The sequence below is a fragment of the Streptomyces sp. MS06 genome (genome assembly GCF_047200655.1).
Classification (GTDB): Bacteria; Actinomycetota; Actinomycetes; order Streptomycetales; family Streptomycetaceae; genus Streptomyces.
Genome location: NZ_JBJZOJ010000069.1, coordinates 24,363 through 40,723, shown reverse-complemented (window position 1 = coordinate 40,723; position 16,361 = coordinate 24,363). Strand labels below are relative to the sequence as shown.

At 73.2% G+C, this 16,361-nt stretch carries 13 protein-coding genes; 4 read left to right on the top strand and 9 right to left on the bottom strand.

The features are described 5' to 3' along the window. Both ACL02U_RS28215 and ACL02U_RS28210 read left to right on the top strand, forming a co-directional pair. Window positions 1-288, top strand: a 288-nt coding sequence (locus tag ACL02U_RS28215) for a Scr1 family TA system antitoxin-like transcriptional regulator (RefSeq protein ID WP_412793799.1), incomplete at its 5' end; no start/stop codon positions are given. Continuing rightward, on the top strand, window positions 285-497 hold the full coding sequence (locus ACL02U_RS28210) for a DUF397 domain-containing protein (RefSeq protein WP_412793798.1): 213 nt from the start codon (window positions 285-287) through the stop codon (window positions 495-497). The genes ACL02U_RS28215 and ACL02U_RS28210, both read left to right, overlap by 4 nt. A gap of 259 nt (window positions 498-756) precedes the next feature. Here ACL02U_RS28210 and ACL02U_RS28205 read toward each other — a convergent pair whose 3' ends face one another. The 4 genes from ACL02U_RS28205 to ACL02U_RS28190 all read right to left on the bottom strand — a co-directional run bounded on the left by ACL02U_RS28205 (window position 757) and on the right by ACL02U_RS28190 (window position 6,140). Then, window positions 757-1,407 (bottom strand): thymidine kinase, encoded by a 651-nt coding sequence (locus tag ACL02U_RS28205; RefSeq protein ID WP_412793797.1) that lies wholly within the window; start codon window positions 1,405-1,407, stop codon window positions 757-759. Window positions 1,408-1,485: 78 nt separating this feature from the next. Next, window positions 1,486-2,679 carry an alkaline phosphatase family protein gene (locus tag ACL02U_RS28200; protein WP_412793796.1) on the bottom strand — a complete coding sequence of 398 codons (1,194 nt, stop codon included), beginning with the start codon at window positions 2,677-2,679 and terminating at the stop codon, window positions 1,486-1,488. Continuing rightward, window positions 2,679-3,275 carry a DUF5998 family protein gene (locus tag ACL02U_RS28195; RefSeq protein WP_412793795.1) on the bottom strand — a complete coding sequence of 199 codons (597 nt, stop codon included), beginning with the start codon at window positions 3,273-3,275 and terminating at the stop codon, window positions 2,679-2,681. Before ACL02U_RS28195 ends, ACL02U_RS28200 begins: the two co-directional genes overlap by 1 nt. Window positions 3,276-3,338: 63 nt before the next feature. Further along, a complete protein-coding gene (locus ACL02U_RS28190; RefSeq protein WP_412793794.1) occupies window positions 3,339-6,140 on the bottom strand; it encodes a GNAT family N-acetyltransferase in 2,802 nt (933 codons plus the stop codon). Between the two features lie 225 nt (window positions 6,141-6,365). Here ACL02U_RS28190 and ACL02U_RS28185 point away from each other — a divergent pair, with 225 nt between their 5' ends. Continuing rightward, a complete protein-coding gene (locus ACL02U_RS28185) occupies window positions 6,366-6,647 on the top strand; it encodes an HPr family phosphocarrier protein (protein WP_412793793.1) in 282 nt (93 codons plus the stop codon). 518 nt (window positions 6,648-7,165) lie between these two features. Here ACL02U_RS28185 and ACL02U_RS28180 read toward each other — a convergent pair. From ACL02U_RS28180 to ACL02U_RS28165, 4 genes are all read right to left on the bottom strand, one after another. Then, complete coding sequence (locus tag ACL02U_RS28180; protein WP_412793792.1) at window positions 7,166-7,852, bottom strand: GntR family transcriptional regulator; 687 nt, start codon at window positions 7,850-7,852, stop codon at window positions 7,166-7,168. 190 nt (window positions 7,853-8,042) lie between these two features. After that, window positions 8,043-8,795 carry a M23 family metallopeptidase gene (locus ACL02U_RS28175; RefSeq protein ID WP_412793791.1) on the bottom strand — a complete coding sequence of 251 codons (753 nt, stop codon included), beginning with the start codon at window positions 8,793-8,795 and terminating at the stop codon, window positions 8,043-8,045. 446 nt (window positions 8,796-9,241) lie between these two features. Continuing rightward, window positions 9,242-10,630, bottom strand: a complete 1,389-nt coding sequence (locus tag ACL02U_RS28170) for a M16 family metallopeptidase (protein WP_412793790.1) — start codon at window positions 10,628-10,630, stop codon at window positions 9,242-9,244. Further along, the gene (locus tag ACL02U_RS28165; protein WP_412793789.1) at window positions 10,627-12,021 is read right to left on the bottom strand and encodes a M16 family metallopeptidase; all 1,395 of its coding nucleotides are present in this window, start codon (window positions 12,019-12,021) and stop codon (window positions 10,627-10,629) included. The genes ACL02U_RS28170 and ACL02U_RS28165 overlap by 4 nt, the downstream gene beginning before the upstream one ends. Window positions 12,022-12,363: 342 nt before the next feature. On the opposite strand from ACL02U_RS28165, the gene ACL02U_RS28160 reads away from it, so the two are divergent. After that, complete coding sequence (locus ACL02U_RS28160) at window positions 12,364-14,814, top strand: DNA gyrase/topoisomerase IV subunit A (protein ID WP_412793788.1); 2,451 nt, start codon at window positions 12,364-12,366, stop codon at window positions 14,812-14,814. Between the two features lie 186 nt (window positions 14,815-15,000). Here the strand turns inward: ACL02U_RS28160 and ACL02U_RS28155 are convergent, their stop codons facing one another. Next, window positions 15,001-16,155: a CobW family GTP-binding protein gene (locus ACL02U_RS28155; protein ID WP_412793787.1), complete on the bottom strand. Its 1,155-nt coding sequence runs from the start codon at window positions 16,153-16,155 to the stop codon at window positions 15,001-15,003. Window positions 16,156-16,361 lie beyond the last annotated feature (206 nt).

Genomic DNA, 16,361 nt, shown 5'->3' with positions numbered 1-16,361 from the left:
CGCGGCCAGTTGGAGCACCTGTTGCTGATCGGACGGAAGCGCAACGTCGAGATTCAGGTGATGCCGCTCGACCGTGAGGACAACGCGGGCGTGAACGGGCCGTTCACGGTCGTCACACGCAAGGACGGCAAGAAGTTCGTGTACGCCGAGGCCAGGGGCATCGGTTCTCTGCAGACCGACCCGGAGCAAGGGGTTCTGGCGGCCGCACTCTATGGGATTATCCGATCACAGGCTCTCAGTCCGCGAGAGTCAACGGAGTTCATCGAAAGGTTGCTGGGATCGCCATGAACAACGCTGAGTCCTCGACCGTCGCCTCCGGCCTCGCCTGGTTCAAGAGCAGCTACAGCGGCACCGAGGGCGGCGAATGTGTAGAGGCCGCGGCCGGTTCGGCTGCTGTTCACGTCCGCGACTCGAAGGCCGCCGGTCCCGTGCTCACGGTCTCGCATGAGGCGTGGGCGGGATTCGTCGGGCTCGCCTCGTCGGAGCGGCGCGTCTGACGCTCGTACGGTCATAAAAGCCCTGCCGGTCCGAGTGCCCGGGCGGCAGGGCTCTTCCGCTCCGTCCTGCGGGACCCCGTTCACTGACCGCCCGTTGACGAAGTGTTCCATCTGGCGGAGGACCGGGTCGGTGGCCTGCTTCTGCTGGTCCGGCGGGTAGTTGTCGCGGGCGACCGTTCCGCGGGCACGGAGGGCTTTCCCGCGCAGGCCGGAGGGGAGGCACGACAGCGCCGCACGTGGGGGCGCCGCCGGAACGGGGTCAGGCGGAGGTGACGGGAAGGACGTCCGGGGACAGTGCGGCCGCGCGGGCCGCGGCCGCCGTCATCCGGCGCCGGTGGTGGCGGCGGCACAGCACCTCGTAACCGACCTCGTCCGCGGAGCGGTTGACGTCGCCGACGACGACCTGGGCACCCTCGACGACCATCACGCCGCCCACCGTGCGGGCGTTGTGCGTGGCCCGGGACCCGCACCAGCACAGGGCCTCCACCTGCAGCACCTCCACCCGGTCGGCCAGTTCGACGAGCCGTTGCGAGCCGGGGAACAGCTTGGTCCGGAAGTCCGTGGTGATGCCGAAGGCGTAGACGTCGAGATCCAGGTCGTCGACCACGCGGGCGAGCTGGTCGATCTGCGCGGGGGCCAGGAACTGCGCCTCGTCCGCGATGACGTAGTCCGCCCGGCCGCCCCGGGAGAGGTGGTCGACGAGGTGGCCGTACAGGTCCATGCCGTCCGCGGCCTCCACCGCGTTCGTGACCAGGCCGAGCCGGGAGGACAGCTTGCCCTCGCCCGCGCGGTCGTCCCGGGTGAAGATCACGCCCTGGAGTCCGCGTGCGGACCGGTTGTGCTCGATCTGGAGAGCCAGTGTCGACTTCCCGCAGTCCATGGTTCCGGAGAAGAACACCAGCTCGGGCATGAGGGGGCGGAGGCCTTTCGGGGCGTCGGGGCGTCGTGCCGCGGGTCGGTCGAGGGGTCGGTTGCGGGGAGCGGGGAATCAGGAGCGTACTTCGAGCAGGGGCACCAGCTGCTCGGCGGGGGTCATGGAACCGTGGTTGCCGACCATGGCCGACTCCTTCGGCTCCCGCTGCGAAGCGATGACCAGCACGTCGTCGTGGGCGGCCGCGAGCACGTCGCCGAGGCGGGCGTACACGCGGTCGTCGACGCGCGGGCCGAACCAGCCCGCCTCGATCGCCTCGTCCCGGGAGGCCACCCAGAACTGCTCCCCCAGCACCTCGCGCCAGACGGCGAGCACGTCGCCGGCGGCTCCGGGCCGCGCGTACACATGGCGGGCGCGGCCCTCGCCGCCCAGCAGTGCCACGCCTGCCTGCAGCTCCCAGTCCTCGTCGAAGTCGATGCGGTGCTGCTCGTCGAAGGGGACGTCGATCATGCCGTGGTCGGCGGTGACGTACAGCGCGCTGCGCGGCGGGAGCTGCTCGGCCAGGCGCTGGACCAGCCGGTCGACGTACATCAGCTGTCCGCGCCAGGTGTCCGAGGCGACGCCGTAGCGGTGGCCCGCGCCGTCGAGTTCGGCGTAGTACGTGTAGACCAGGGACCGCTCGCCTGCGGCCAGTTGCTCGGCGGCGAGGTCCATGCGGTCCTCGCCGGTGAGCCGCCCGTGGAACGTCCCCCCACTGAGGGCGACCCTGGTGAGCGGGGTGTTCTCGAAGGTCGGCGAGGACACCTGGGCGGCGTGCACGCCCGCCCGGTCGGCGAGCTCGAAGACCGTCGGGTACGGCTGCCAGGCGTGCGGCTCCGTCCACGGCCGCCAGCGCAGCTGGTTCATCAGCTCGCCGGTGGCGGGATCGCGCACCGTGTAGCCGGGCAGGCCGTGCGCGCCCGGGGGCAGCCCGGTGCCGACGGACGCCAGCGAGGTCGCGGTGGTCGCCGGGTAGCCGGTGGTGAGCGGGCGGCCCGTGGCGCCGCGGGAGGTGGGGAGGAGCGAGGTGAGGAAGGGTGCCTCGTCGGGGTGCTGCCTGAGCTGCTCCCAGCCGAGGCCGTCGACCAGGAACACGCAGTTGCGGTCCGCGGGCGCCAGCTCGGGGAGGGAGGCGACGGTGCCCGGCACTCCCATACCGGCGGCGAGGGTGGGCAGCAGGTCGGCGAGCGAGCCGTCGCCGTACCGGGGTACGGGAGCGGAGGTGATGGCGAGTGGCTCCGGGTGCTGGTCCCAGGCGGTGGGCTGGGCCATCAGTGGGAGACGTCCGCGGTCGCCTCGGAGATGGCCTGCGCGAAGGCGAGGGCCTGGCGGACCGTCTCCGGGCCGTCGCCGGCCTCGCTGACCCGCAGGCTGAGGTCGTCGGCGGTGGAGTTGCCGGTGTAGCCGTGGTCGGCCTCGCAGTTCGGGTCGCCGCAGGCGGCGGGCTCCAGGTCGATGCGGGAGACGGCGCCCCAGCCGATGGTCAGCACGACCTCCCGCGGCAGCGTCCCCGGCGCGTAGGACTCCGGGTTGGCGACCACGCGGCTGATCACCACGGAGGAGATCCGGTCCAGCTTGACCGACTCGGTGGAGGTGGTCGCGTAGGGCGTCGGGGAGGTGCTGTCGGCGGCCTGCTCGTCGGTGTGGCTGACGAGGAAGCGGTGCGCGGTCAGCACCAGCACGGTCACGTGCCTGCGCACCTCGTTCTGGTCGAACGTGGTCTCCTGATGGACCAGGTACGACCGGATGGGCTCGCCGCCCACGGCGGCCTCCACCGCCTCGGCCACGAGGGCCGGGTAGTAGCCGCTGCGCTCGATCGCCGCTCGCAGCCCCTGGGTCGTCGTACTGGTCTTGGCCATGTCCTCCATCCTACGGGGACCCACTGACTGCGAGGCACCGCTCGCGTGCGCCCCGTCGCCGTCGGGCGGGGCTCAGTAGGTGGGCAGGGTCCGCGGGCCGAGATCGTCCCGGGCGGGCGGCGGGGCGAGGCGCACCGTGGCACCCAGGACACTGAGGCCGCGGGGCGCCACGACGACCGGTTCCAGGGTGACCGCGACGACCTCCGGGTGGTCGTCCACCAGCCGGGACACGCGCAGCAGCAGTTCCTCCAGCGCGGGCGTGTCCACGGGGGTGGAGCCGCGCCAGCCGAACAGCAGCGGTGCCGTGCGGACCGACCGCACCAGGGACGTCGCGTCCCGGTCGGTGACCGGGACGAGCCGGTGGGCCATGTCGCCGAGGAGCTGGGAGGCGGCCCCGGCGAGGCCGAAGGACAGCACCGCTCCGGCCGCCGGGTCGATGACCGCGCGGACGACCGTGTCGACACCGCGCGGCGCCATCGTCTGCACGACCGGCCGCAGCTCCTCCGGCCGGCCGAACAGCTCGACCAGCTCGGCGTACGCCCGCCGGAGCTGCTCCTCGTCGGTGAGGTCGAGGCGGACCCCGCCGAGGTCGGCGCGGTGTCTCAGATGCGGGGCGGTGGCCTTGAGGGCCACGGGGTAGCCGAGGGCCCGGGCGGCCCGGGCGGCCTCCTCCGGGGTGGGGGCGGGGACGGCGCGGCGCACGGGGACGCCGTACCGGCTGAGCAGCTCGCAGGTCTCGTCCGTGCCGAGGGTGAGGCCCTGCCCGCGCGCGAGGAGGCCTTCGATGAGCCGCGCGGCGCCCTTCTCGTCGATGTCGTCGTACTCGGGGACCCGCCCCGGCTCGGCGGCCTCCCGGCGCCACCGGGCGTACTGCACGGCCTCGCCGAGTGCGCGGACGGCGCGCTCGGCGGCCGGGTAGGCGGGGATGAGGTGAGCGCCCTCGGGAGCCGCGACGCCCGCGGGCGGCCGTGCGGCCGCGTCGGGGACCCGCACGGCCGCGCCGGTCTGCGGCGCGGTGCTCGCCGCCGCGGACAGCGCCTCGGCCAGCCCGCCCAGTTCGACGTGGACCACCAGGACCGGCTTCGACGGGGTCGCCGCGGCGGCGGAGCGCAGGGCCTCGGCCAGTTCGGCGTCGCCGGTGGAGTCCTCGCCGATCGCCGGGATGGCGGTGACGACGACCGCGTCGCTGGTGTCGTCGGCCAGCGCCCGGGACAGCGCCGCGCGGAAGTCCTCCGCCGACGCCGCCGTGGTCAGGTCGAGCGGGCGGTGGGGGCGCAGTCCGGCGGCGAGGCACTGGTCGTAGGTGAGCACGCCGAGCGACTCGGAGTTGCCCAGGATGGCCACCCGCGGGCCGGCCGGCAGCGGCTGTCGGGCGAGCAGCAGGCCGGTGTCGACGAGTTCCGTGATGGTGTCCACGCGGATGACGCCGGCCTGCCGCAGCAGCGCGGAGACGGTGTCGTGCGGCAGGCGGGTGGCGCGGACGGCGTGCCCCTGCGGTGCGGAGCCGGCGCCCTGCACCACGACGAGCGGTTTGGCGGCGGCGGTGCGCCGGGCCAGGCGGGTGAACTTGCGCGGGTTGCCGAGGGACTCCAGGTACATCAGGACGACGTCGGTGTCCGGGTCGTCGTACCAGTACTGCAGGACGTCGTTTCCGGAGACGTCGGCGCGGTTTCCGGAGGAGACGAAGGTCGAGACGCCGGTGACCCCGGTGACGCCGCCGCCGCGCCGGTGCAGCCGGGACAGCAGGGCGATGCCGATGGCGCCGGACTGGGCGAACAGGCCGATCCGGCCGGGGCGCGGCGGCTCGGGGGCCAGGGAGGCGTTGAGCCGGACGCCCGCCGAGGTGTTGATGATCCCGAAGGCGTTGGGGCCGATGAGCCGCATGCCGTACGCACGGGCCTGCCGCACCAGCTCCCGCTGGCGCTCGCGGCCCTCCGGCCCGCTCTCCGCGTAGCCCGCGGAGAGCACGACGAGTCCCTGGACGCCGTGCGCCCCGCACTCGTCGACGACCTCGGGGACGTGGTCCGCGGGGACGGCGACGACGGCGAGGTCGACCGGGCCCTCGATGTCGCGCACCGACCGGTGGGCGGGCACGCCGTCGAGTGCGGCCGCCCCTTCGGGCAGGGCCCTGTTCACGGCGTACAGGCCGCCGGTGAAGCCGGCCTCGAGGATGTTGTCCAGGACGCTGCGGCCGACCCCGCCGGGGGTGCGTCCGGCGCCGACGACCGCGACCGATCCGGGCGCGAGGAGGCGCTGCACGGAGCGCGCCTCGGCCCGCTGCTCGCGTGCGTACTGCACGGCCAGCGAGCGTTCGGTGGGTTCGAGGCCGAACTCCAGGTGGACGACTCCGTCCTCGAAGCTGCGCTTCTGGGTGTACCCGGCGTCCGTGAACACCTTGATCATTTTGTTGTTGGCGGGCAGCACCTCGGCGGCGAAGCGCCGGATACCGCGTTCGCGGGCCACGGCGGCGATGTGCTCCAGCAGGGCGGAGGCGACGCCGCGGCCCTGGTGGGCGTCCTGCACCAGGAAGGCGACCTCGGCCTCGTCGGCCGGCGCCGAGGCGGGCGTCCCGTCGGCGCCGATCCGGTCGTAGCGGACGGTGGCGATGAACTCGCCGCCCACGGTGGCCGCGAGGCCGACGCGGTCCACGAAGTCGTGGTGGGTGAAGCGGTGGACGTCCTTGGCGGACAGCCGCGGGTACGGCGCGAAGAAGCGGTAGTACTTCGACTCGTCCGAGACCTGCTCGTAGAAGCTGACCAGGCGGTCCGCGTCGGCTGCGGTGATGGGGCGGATCCGGGCGGTGCCGCCGTCGCGCAGCACGACGTCGGCCTCCCAGTGGGCGGGGTACTCCTGCCGGTCCGACGCGTTCTGCATGGGCCCAGAGTAGGGCTCGGGTACGACAATGGCGCGGGGCGGACGGCGGAGGCGGTCCGCCGCGCACGGGGCACCGGCCGGTGTGCCGTCCGGTGTGCCGTCCGGTGTGCCGGAACGTGCCCGCGGCCCGGGCCGCGGGGAGCGGGGGGAAGGCCCGCTCCGGGCATGCCGCACGATGTGTGAAACTGGTCTAGACAACTCCGCGAGACTGAAGGGCAGCATCACATGGCTGAGCGCCGCGTCAACGTCGGCTGGGCCGAGGGCCTCCACGCCCGCCCCGCTTCCATCTTCGTCCGAGCCGCCACCGCCGCAGGCGTCCCGGTGACGATCGCCAAGACCGACGGCACCCCCGTCAACGCGGCCTCCATGCTGGCGGTCCTCGGCCTCGGCGCGCAGGGCGGCGAGACGATCGTGCTCGCATCCGAGGCCGAGGACGCGGAGGTCGCCCTCGACCGGCTGGCGAAGCTGGTCGCCGAGGGGCTCGAGGAGCTTCCCGAGACCGTCTGAGACGGTCCCGGAACGCCACGGAGCCGCGCCGCGCCCGTGCGGGCGGACGGCTCCGTGACCCTCCGGGACAGCACACCGGCCACCGGGTCCGACCCCGCACCACCCCGCACCGGAGGGGGTGCGGGGCCGCAGGCGGGCCCGCACCCCCTCCGGTGCGGAGTGCGGACGGGCCGCCGCTCACCGCGGCGCGGAACCCGGGAGGACCGCCGCTCACCGCGGCACGGGTGGGCGACCCCTCCCTCGTGGTGCGGGGTGACCTCCACCGGGCCACCGGGCCGCCGCCCCCGTGCGCGGGGCGGCCGGCGGACGGCACGGATTCCGGACGGGGCAGGGGTCCGGCGTTTTTACGGAAAGGCCGACGAAAACACCGGCGGGTGCCCGCAAGCGCCGCACGAATCAGAACCCGGCACCCCTTGACCATGCGTGAGCGCGGCGGTACCGAATTCCCGGTAACGGGAAAAGAGGGCAGCAGAAATACCGCTCCTGCGAATACCTCTTCTTTGTATACGGCGCCCGTGTTAATAGCGCAGGCCCGTCATGTTGACGGGATGTTGCGAAGTCCTCACCTGGTCGGCTCCGCCGGCGAAGCGCAGCCGGTGGGCGGGCCCGGAGCGCTCGGTGTGCGCGGCCGTGACCGCCCGGGCGCGCTCGCCGTCGCCGCGGGCCACCGCGTCGACGATCGCACCGTGCTCCGCCCAGTACTCGACCGGGTCCGCCGGCGGCTCGACCGCGTACATCCAGGCGATCTTCTGCCGGAGCCGGGTGAGCGTGGAGGCCAGCGCGTGGCTGCCGGCCGCCTGGGCGAGCGTCTCGTGGAACCATCCGCCCAGGGAGCGCAGGTCGTCGCTGCTGCCGCGGCGGGCACGCTCCTGACCGAGGCGGACCAGTCCGCGCAACACCTTCAGGTGGGCCTCGGACCTGCGGTGGGCGGCCCGCAGCGCGCCGAGCGGCTCCAGCAGCAGCCGCATCTCCAGCACGTCGGCCGCCTCCTGCTCGGTGGGTTCGGCCACACAGGCACCCGCGTGCCGCCGCGTCACCACGAAGCCCTCCGCCTCCAGCGTGCGCAGCGCCTCGCGCACGGGGACGCGTGAGACGCCGTAGCGGCGCGCCAGGAGTTCCTCGGTGAGGCGGCCCCCGCGCTCGTGGACGCCCGCGACGATGTCGTCCCGGATCGCCGTGCATACCGAATGCGCCGGAACACGCATGACCGACCTCCGTCTTAATCCCCGTGAAACGTCGACGATTGACGTGTGTTCAGTGACTCTATGGCAACGGGGCCGAATTTCCGACGGCGGGCCGGAATCCATGGATATTTTTTGGACAGCGGGACCGGATGAAACGACGAAAGCCCCGGCTCGGGGAGCCGGGGCCGTGCGGTGGCGTCGCCGCCGGGTGTCAGAGGGAGACGCCGTGCCCGCGCAGGTAGGCGACCGGATCGATGTCCGAGCCGTACTCCGCCGTCCTGCGGGCCTCGAAGTGCAGGTGCGGGCCGGTCACGTTGCCGGTCGCGCCGGACAGGCCGATCCGCTGCCCGGCGGCGACCGCCCGGCCCACGGAGACGCCGATGGACGACAGGTGGCCGTACTGGGTGTACGTGCCGTCGTCCATCCGGAGGACGATCTGGTTGCCGTAGGCCCCGCCCCAGCCCGCCTCGACGACGGTCCCGTGCCCGACGGCGCGGACCGTGGTGCCGGACGCGGCGTGGAAGTCGATGCCGGTGTGGCTGCCGGAGGACCACCGGGAGCCGCCGACGCGGTACCCGGTGGAGACGTACGAGTGGGCGACCGGCGCCACGAACGCGAGCAGGCGACTGCGCTCGGCCTCCCGGGCGGCGCGCTCGCTCGCCTCGCGCTGCTTCTCGGCCCGCTCGGCGGCCATCCGGTGCGCGGCCTCCTCCGCGGCCTTGCGCTCGGCGGCCTCCCGCTGCGCTTCGGCCTGGGCGTCGATCCGGGCGGCGAGCAGGTCGTCGATACCGATGAGGGGGAGCAGGCCGGTCTGCTCGGAGGGTGCCCCGGCGGCGAGCGCGGGGCTCGTCAGGGCGCCGATCACGCCGGTGGCGGTGACTGCGGCGGCACCCGCCGCCCGGGCGGTGGTCCGCTTCACCCGGCCGGGGCGGCGGTGCTTCCCGGTGGCGTAGCTGAGCGCCATGTGGTGGCTGGTCCTTTCCTTCCCTCTCGCCTACCGGGTCGGCGGTGGGGGTCCCCCCAGGCCGTTGTTCAGGCTCTGAGGGAGGGCTCGGAGCAGGAAGGTCCCCTACGGGCTCCCTCGCCCGACCCACCCCCGGGACCGTGCTGCCCCCTGCCGCGACTGCCGCGGCGGGAAGGCGGGTCCCCGGCTCCCCCCGGCTCGCGCCGTGCGGGGACTCGGCGATGGCCGTCCGGTGCCGCGGGTGCGGCGCACTGCCTGACGGACAGCCCGGAAGAAGGTACGGGGAGGGACTTTCGATCCCCCAACCGAGAAAGGGTTTTGTAGCGCACACCACAGGCCGGACCAGGCGTCTCCGCACCAATTCCGACATAGAGGGCGACGGACGGGGTGCGGGCCCCGGCGGCTCGCCGCCACCGGGACCCGCACGGGGACGCTCCGGCGCGGGGCTACTCGGCGGAGACCACGCCGACCGGGCCGATGCCCAGGGCTTCGACGGGCTCCCTGATCTGCGCCGCGTCACCGACGAGAACGGTGACCAGGCGGTCCACCGGGAAGGCGCTGACGACCGCCGCGGTGGCCTCCACCGTGCCGGTGGCCGCCAACTGCCGGTACAAGGCGGCCTGGTAGTCGTCCGGCAGGTGCTGCTCGACCTGGTCGGCCAGGGTGCTCGCGACGGCCGCGGCGGTCTCGTACTTCAGCGGCGCCACACCGACCAGGTTCTGCACCGCGACGTCGCGCTCGGCGTCGGTCAGGCCATCGGCGGCGAGGGTGCGCAGCACCGTGAAGAGGTCGGCCAGCGCCGGACCGGTGTTCGGGGTGTCGACGGAACCGCTGATGGCGAGCATGGCGGCGCCCGAGCCGTCCGGTGCCGAACGCAGCACCTGGCCGAAGGAGCGCACACCGTAGGTGTAGCCCTTCTCCTCGCGCAGCACCCGGTCCAGCCGGGAGGTGAGGGTGCCGCCCAGGCAGTAGGTGCCGAGCACCTGCGCGGGCCACACGGCCTCGTGCCGGTCGGGCCCGACGCGGCCGATCAGCAGCTGCGTCTGGACGGCGCCCGGACGGTCCACGATGACCACCCGGCCGGTGTCGTCGGCGGTCACCGGCGGCACCGGCCGGAGCCGGGCCTGCGGGCCGGTCCAGGAGCCGAGGGTGTCGCCGAGCAGCGCGTCGAGGTCGATCCCGGTCAGGTCGCCGACGACGACGGCGGTGGCGGTCGCGGGACGCACGTGCCGCTCGTAGAAGGCGCGCACCGCCGCGGCGTCGACGGCGGCGACGGTCTCCTCGGTGCCCTGGCGCGGACGGGACATGCGCGAGTCGGCCGGGAAGAGCTCCCGGGAGAGCTCCTTGGCGGCCCGGCGGGAGGGGTTGGCCAGCTCGTGCGGGATCTCGTCGAGGCGGTTGCGGACCAGCCGCTCCACCTCGCTGTCGGCGAACGCCGGCGCCCGCAGCGCGTCGGCGACCAGCCCGAGCGCCTTGCCGAGGCGGGAGGCGGGCACTTCCAGGCTGACCCGGACGCCGGGGTGGTCGGCGTGCGCGTCGAGGGTGGCGCCGCAGCGCTCCAGTTCGGCTGCGAACTCCTCGGCGCTGTGCTTGTCGGTGCCCTCCGAGAAGGCGCGCGCCATGATGGTGGCGACGCCGTCGAGTCCGGCCGGTTCGGCGTCCAGGGGGGCGTCCAGCAGCATCTCGACGGCGACGACCTGCTGGCCGGGGCGGTGGCAGCGCAGCACCGTCAGACCGTTGCCGAGCGTGGCGCGCTCCGGGGCGGGGAAGGCCCACGGCCGGGGTTCGCCCGCCTGCGGCCGCGGGTGGAAGTCCATCTGGGCGAGCGCGGTCACTGGGCCGCCTCCTCGTTGTCGTCGGTGGCCTCCACGGTGGCCGCGGATTCGGGGTCCTCGGTGCCTTCCACGTCCTCGGCGTGCTCCGGGGCGATCGGCTCGTACACGAGCACCGCCCGGTTGTCGGGCCGCAGTCGCGCCGCCGCGACCTCCCGGACCTCCTCGGGCGTCACCTCCAGCACCCGCCGCACGGCGGTCAGGGCGAGCTGCGGGTCGCCGAACAGGACCGCGTAGCGGCACAGTTCGTCGGCCCGGCCGGCGACCGTGCCGAGCCGGTCCAGCCACTCGCGCTCCAGTTGCGCCTGGGCGCGCTCCATCTCCTCGGGGGTGGGCCCCTCCTCGGCGAACCGGGCGAGCTCCTCGTCGATGGCGGACTCGATCACCGGCACCTCGACGTCGCCGGAGGTCTTCACGTCGAGCCAGCCCAGCGAGGGCGCCCCGGCCAGCCGCAGCAGGCCGAAGCCGGCCGCCACCGCCGTACGGTCGCGGCGCACCAGGCGGTTGTAGAGGCGGGAGGACTCACCGCCGCCGAGGACGGTCAGCGCCAGGTCGGCGGCGTCGCAGGCGCGCACGCCGTCCTGCGGCAGCCGGTAGGCGGCCATCAGGGCGCGCGCCGGCACCTCCTCCTCCACGACCTCGCGCAGCTCGCGGCCGAGGACGTCGGGCAGGGTGCCGTCACGCGGCTCCGGCTTGCCGTCGTGGGCGGGGATGGAGCCGAAGTACCTCTCCACCCAGGCGAGCGTCCGCTCCGGGTCGATGTCGCCGACGACCGACAGGACGGCGTTGTTGGGGGCGTAGTAGGTGCGGAAGAACCGGCGGGCGTCCTCCAGGGTGGCCGCGTCCAGGTCGGCCATCGACCCGATGGGCGTGTGGTGGTAGGGGTGGCCCTCCGGGTACGCGAGGGCGGTCAGCCGCTCGAAGGCGGTGCCGTAGGGGACGTTGTCGTAGCGCTGGCGGCGCTCGTTCTTGACGACGTCCCGCTGGTTCTCCATCGACTCCTCGTCGAGGGCGGTGAGCAGGGAGCCCATGCGGTCGGCCTCCAGCCAGAGCGCCAGCTCCAGCTCGTGGGCGGGCATGGTCTCGAAGTAGTTGGTCCGCTCGAAGCTGGTGGTGCCGTTGAGCGAGCCGCCGGCGCCCTGCACCAGCTCGAAGTGGCCGTTGCCCTTGACCTGGGCGGAACCCTGGAACATCAGGTGCTCGAAGAGGTGCGCCAGGCCGGTTCGCCCCTTGACTTCGTGGCGGGAGCCGACGTCGTACCAGAGGCACACCGCCGCGACCGGGGTCAGGTGGTCCTCGGAGAGCACCACGCGCAGACCGTTGGCCAGCCGGTGCTCGGTCGCTGTCAGGCCGCCGGAGCCTGCCTCGGCTGTGGCCGTGTGACCCATGGGCATGTACGTCCCTTCGATCGCGGTGCGCGGCCGTCGAAAACCGCGCGTTTCCTGCCGATCCTGCCACTGTATGCAAGCGCGCGGAGCAGCGGCGCAGTTCCCGTGCGACGTACGCTGCGGGCGGATCGCGTAGCCTGCGGGCAGTCGTGTCCCCGGGGCGGCAGCGGCCTCCCCGGCGGCACGGTCCAGCGCCGGGCCTGGTCGCCGGAACGGGATCCTCCTCGGTCGCTGTCAGTGCCGCGGTCCACAATGGTCCGCGTCAGATCCGTTCACGCCTCAGTACGAGTGAGCCGGAGGGGCGCGCCCCGCAGGCGAGCGATCAGCACACAGGAGGAGCCGGCAGCGATGGCCCGCCGCAGCACGAAGACCCCGCCGCCCGCCGACGCGTACGAGGAGAAGATCCTCGACATCGACGTCGTGGACGAGATGAAGGGCTCGTACCTCGAGTACGCGTACTCGGTCATCTACTCGCGCGCCCTGCCGGACGCCCGGGACGGCCTGAAGCCGGTACACCGGCGCATCGTCTACCAGATGAACGAGATGGGGCTGCGCCCCGAGCGCAGCTACGTGAAGTGCGCCCGCGTGGTGGGCGAGGTGATGGGCAAGCTGCACCCGCACGGCGACGCGTCGATCTACGACGCGCTGGTGCGCATGGCCCAGTCCTTCTCCATGCGGGTGCCGCTGGTCGACGGGCACGGCAACTTCGGCTCCCTGGGCAACGACGACCCGCCGGCCGCCATGCGGTACACCGAGTGCCGGATGACCGAGGCGACCAGCCTGATGACGGAGTCCATCGAAGAGGACACCGTCGACTTCGCGCCCAACTACGACGGCCAGGAAGAGGAACCGGTGGCGCTGCCCGCCGCCTTCCCCAACCTGCTGGTCAACGGCACCTCCGGGATCGCCGTCGGCATGGCCACCAACATGCCGCCGCACAACCTGCGCGAGGTGGTCGCGGCCGCCCGCCACCTGATCAGGCACCCGAACGCCGACCTCGACGCGCTGATGAAGCACGTCCCCGGGCCCGACCTGCCCACCGGTGGCCGCATCGTCGGCCTGTCGGGCATCCGGGACGCGTACGAGACGGGCCGCGGCAGCTTCAAGATCCGCGCGACGACTTCCGTGGAGACCGTGACGGCGCGCCGCAAGGGCCTGGTCGTCACGGAGCTGCCGTTCGCCGTCGGCCCGGAGAAGGTGATCTCCAAGATCAAGGATCTGGTCGGCTCGAAGAAGCTCCAGGGCATCGCCGACGTCAAGGACCTCACCGACCGCGAGCACGGACTGCGGCTGGTCATCGAGATCAAGAACGGTTTCGTGCCGGAGGCGGTCCTGGAGCAGCTGTACAAGCTGACGCCGATGGAGGAGTCCTTCGGCATCAACAACGTCGCCCTGGTCGACGGCCAGCCGCTCACCCTGGGCCTGAAGGAACTGCTGGAGGTCTATCTCGACCACCGCTTCGAGGTCGTCCGCCGGCGCAGCGAGTTCCGGCGCGGCAAGCGGCGCGACCGGCTGCACCTGGTCGAGGGCCTGCTCACCGCTCTCGTCGACATCGACGAGGTCATCCGGCTGATCCGGTCCAGCGAGAACTCCGCGCAGGCGAAGCAGCTGCTGATGGAGCGGTTCTCGCTGAGCGAGGTCCAGACGCAGTACATCCTGGACACCCCCCTGCGCCGGCTGACCAAGTACGACCGCATCGAGCTGGAGGCGGAGAAGGACAAGCTCACCGCGGAGATCGCGGAGCTGACCCGGATCCTGGATTCGGACGCGGAGCTGCGCAAGCTGGTCTCCTCCGAACTGGCCGCGGTGGCGAAGAAGTTCGGTACGGAGCGGCGCACCGCGCTGCTGGAGTCGTCGGGCGCGCCGGCCGCGGTGCCGCTGCAGGTCGCGGACGAACCCTGCCGGGTGCTGCTGTCCTCCACCGGGCTGCTGGCCCGCACGGCCGACGGCGACCCGTTCGAGGACGGCCGCGGCAGACGGGTGAAGCACGATGTGATCGTCTCCGCGGTCCCGGCGACGACGCGCGGCGAGATCGGCGTGGTCACCTCCGCGGGTCGCCTGCTCCGGGTGAACGTGATCGACCTGCCGCAACTGCCGGAGACGATGCCGTCACCGAACCTGTCCGGCGGTGCGCCGCTGGCGGAGTTCGTCTCCCTGGCGGAACAGGAGGCGGTGGTCTGCCTGACCACGCTCGACGAGTCCTCGCCGGGCCTCGCCCTCGGCACCGCCCAGGGGGTGGTGAAGCGGGTGGTGGCCGACTATCCGTCGAACAAGGAGGAGTTGGAGGTCATCACCCTCAAGGAGGGCGACCGGATCGTCGGCGCGGCCGAGTTGCGCAGCGGCGAGGAGGACCTCGTCTTCATCACGGACGACGCGCAGTTGCTGCGCTACCAGGCCTCCCAGGTCCGCCCCCAGGGCCGGCCGGCGGGCGGGGTGGCGGGCGTCAAGCTCGCGGACGGCTCCAAGGTGATCTCCTTCACGGTGGTGGATCCGGCCGCGGACGCGGTGGTGTTCACGGTCGCCGGTTCCCGCGGGACGCTGGACGACTCCGTGCAGACGACGGCGAAGCTCACCCCGTTCGACCAGTTCCCGCGCAAGGGTCGGGCCACCGGCGGCGTGCGCTGCCAGCGCTTCCTGAAGGGCGAGGACTGCCTGTCCGTGGCCTGGGCGGGCCCCGCTCCGGCGCGGGCCGCGCAGCGGAACGGCTCACCGGCGGAGTTGCCGGAAGCCGACCCGCGCCGGGACGGCTCCGGGGTGCCGCTGGCGAAGACGGTGGCGGTGGTGGCCGGTCCGGCGTAGGCCCGGCCTGCCGTGGACCGGGTCTGCCGCGCACCGGGTCTGCCGCGCACCGGGTCTGCCGCGCACCGGGTCTGCCGCGCACCGGGTCTGCCGTGGGCTCGGCCCGCCGCGGACCCGGCGGGCGGCAGACCCGGCGGGCGGCGGACCCGGCGGGCGGCCGGAGAGAAGGTTGCGCCGCCCGCCGCGCTATCCGGCGGCGGGCTCGCCCTCCGGCCCGGCTTGCGGCCCGTCGCCGGGGGCGGGTACGTAGCGCAGGACACCCCACATACCGTGTTCGTCGGCGGTGTGCGGGGCCTCGTTCCGGCAGGCCGCCAGCGCCTCGTCGAGGGCGCCGGTGGCGATGCCCGCCCCGATGAGCACCAACTGGCTGAGACGGGCGTCGGCGGCCGTCCAGGGCTCCGGGTAGAAGCGCAGGAACCGGCCGACGGCGTGGACGGCGTACCGGTTGCGGGGGTCGTGCGGGCCGAAGTCGACGTAGCCCTTGATCCGATACAGCCCCTCGGGCCGACTGTCGAGGAAGTCCATCAGCCGGCGCGGTTCGAGGGGGACGTCGGAGGTGAAGGACAGGCTGTCGTACCCGGCGTGCAGGTGCCCGGCGTGCACTTCGCCGGTCCGGGGACCGCCCGCACGAGGATCGCCCGCGCACCGGTCGCCCGGCCGCGGGTCGCCGGTGGGCGCGTCGTCCTCGCCGTGGACGTGCAGGTCGTCGAACGAGAGCTGGCCGATGCGCTCCTCGCCGGGCCGGCAGTCGAAGAGGAACTCCGGGTCGATCCGGCCGTAGGTGGCGGGGACGACGGCGGCGCGGTCCGTGAGGGAGCGGGCCAGGGCGAGTACGCGCTCGCCGTCCTCGGCCCGGTCGAGCTTGTTGACCACGACGAGGTCGGCGAGGCCCAGGTGCCGGTCGATCTCCGGATGCGCGGCCCGGGTGGCGTCGAACTCGGCTGCGTCGACGACCTCGACGAGACCGCCGTACACGATCCGGGGGTTCTCGCTGGCCAGCACCATGCGCACCAGTTCCTGCGGCTCGGCGAGACCGCTGGCCTCGACGACGATCACGTCGATACCCAGCGGGGGTTCGACCAGCCGGTCGAGGTACCGGTCGAGTTCGCTCGCGTCCACGGCACAGCACAGGCAGCCGTTCCCGAGCGAGACGGTGGAGTCACCGAGCGCTCCGGCGACGGCCATCGCGTCGATCTCGATGGCCCCGAAGTCGTTCACGATCGCGCCGATGCGGCTGCCGCCGCTGCGGTGCAGGAGGTGGTTGAGCAGGGTGGTCTTGCCGGAGCCCAGGAATCCGGCGAGGACGACGACCGGGATCTGCGGACTGCTGCTGTGCCTCAACGCGCGACCTCTCTCACACCGATGCGTACACCAGCGCGCACTCCGGTGTACGTACGAGGACTGAATGCCGCTCAAGGATACGAGCGGTGGGAATCCCGGCCCGGCGGACGATTGTGGGCGGCACGGGCTGGGCAGACGTCGGGAAGGGCGCCGGACTGCGACCTGCTTCCCTCCGGGTGCCCTCTCTCCGCCTCCCGGCCGATCAG

Excerpts from the sequence above, each read along its gene's own strand:
- ACL02U_RS28205 (WP_412793797.1), bottom strand. The coding sequence starts at position 1,407 with ATGCCCGAGCTGGTGTTCTTCTCCGGAACCATGGACTGCGGGAAGTCG.
- ACL02U_RS28185 (WP_412793793.1), top strand. The coding sequence starts at position 6,366 with ATGGCTGAGCGCCGCGTCAACGTCGGCTGGGCCGAGGGCCTCCACGCC.
- ACL02U_RS28210 (WP_412793798.1), top strand. The coding sequence starts at position 285 with ATGAACAACGCTGAGTCCTCGACCGTCGCCTCCGGCCTCGCCTGGTTC.
- ACL02U_RS28190 (WP_412793794.1), bottom strand. The coding sequence starts at position 6,140 with ATGCAGAACGCGTCGGACCGGCAGGAGTACCCCGCCCACTGGGAGGCC.
- ACL02U_RS28160 (WP_412793788.1), top strand. The coding sequence starts at position 12,364 with ATGGCCCGCCGCAGCACGAAGACCCCGCCGCCCGCCGACGCGTACGAG.
- ACL02U_RS28180 (WP_412793792.1), bottom strand. The coding sequence starts at position 7,852 with ATGCGTGTTCCGGCGCATTCGGTATGCACGGCGATCCGGGACGACATC.
- ACL02U_RS28200 (WP_412793796.1), bottom strand. The coding sequence starts at position 2,679 with ATGGCCCAGCCCACCGCCTGGGACCAGCACCCGGAGCCACTCGCCATC.
- ACL02U_RS28165 (WP_412793789.1), bottom strand. The coding sequence starts at position 12,021 with ATGCCCATGGGTCACACGGCCACAGCCGAGGCAGGCTCCGGCGGCCTG.
- ACL02U_RS28195 (WP_412793795.1), bottom strand. The coding sequence starts at position 3,275 with ATGGAGGACATGGCCAAGACCAGTACGACGACCCAGGGGCTGCGAGCG.
- ACL02U_RS28175 (WP_412793791.1), bottom strand. The coding sequence starts at position 8,795 with ATGGCGCTCAGCTACGCCACCGGGAAGCACCGCCGCCCCGGCCGGGTG.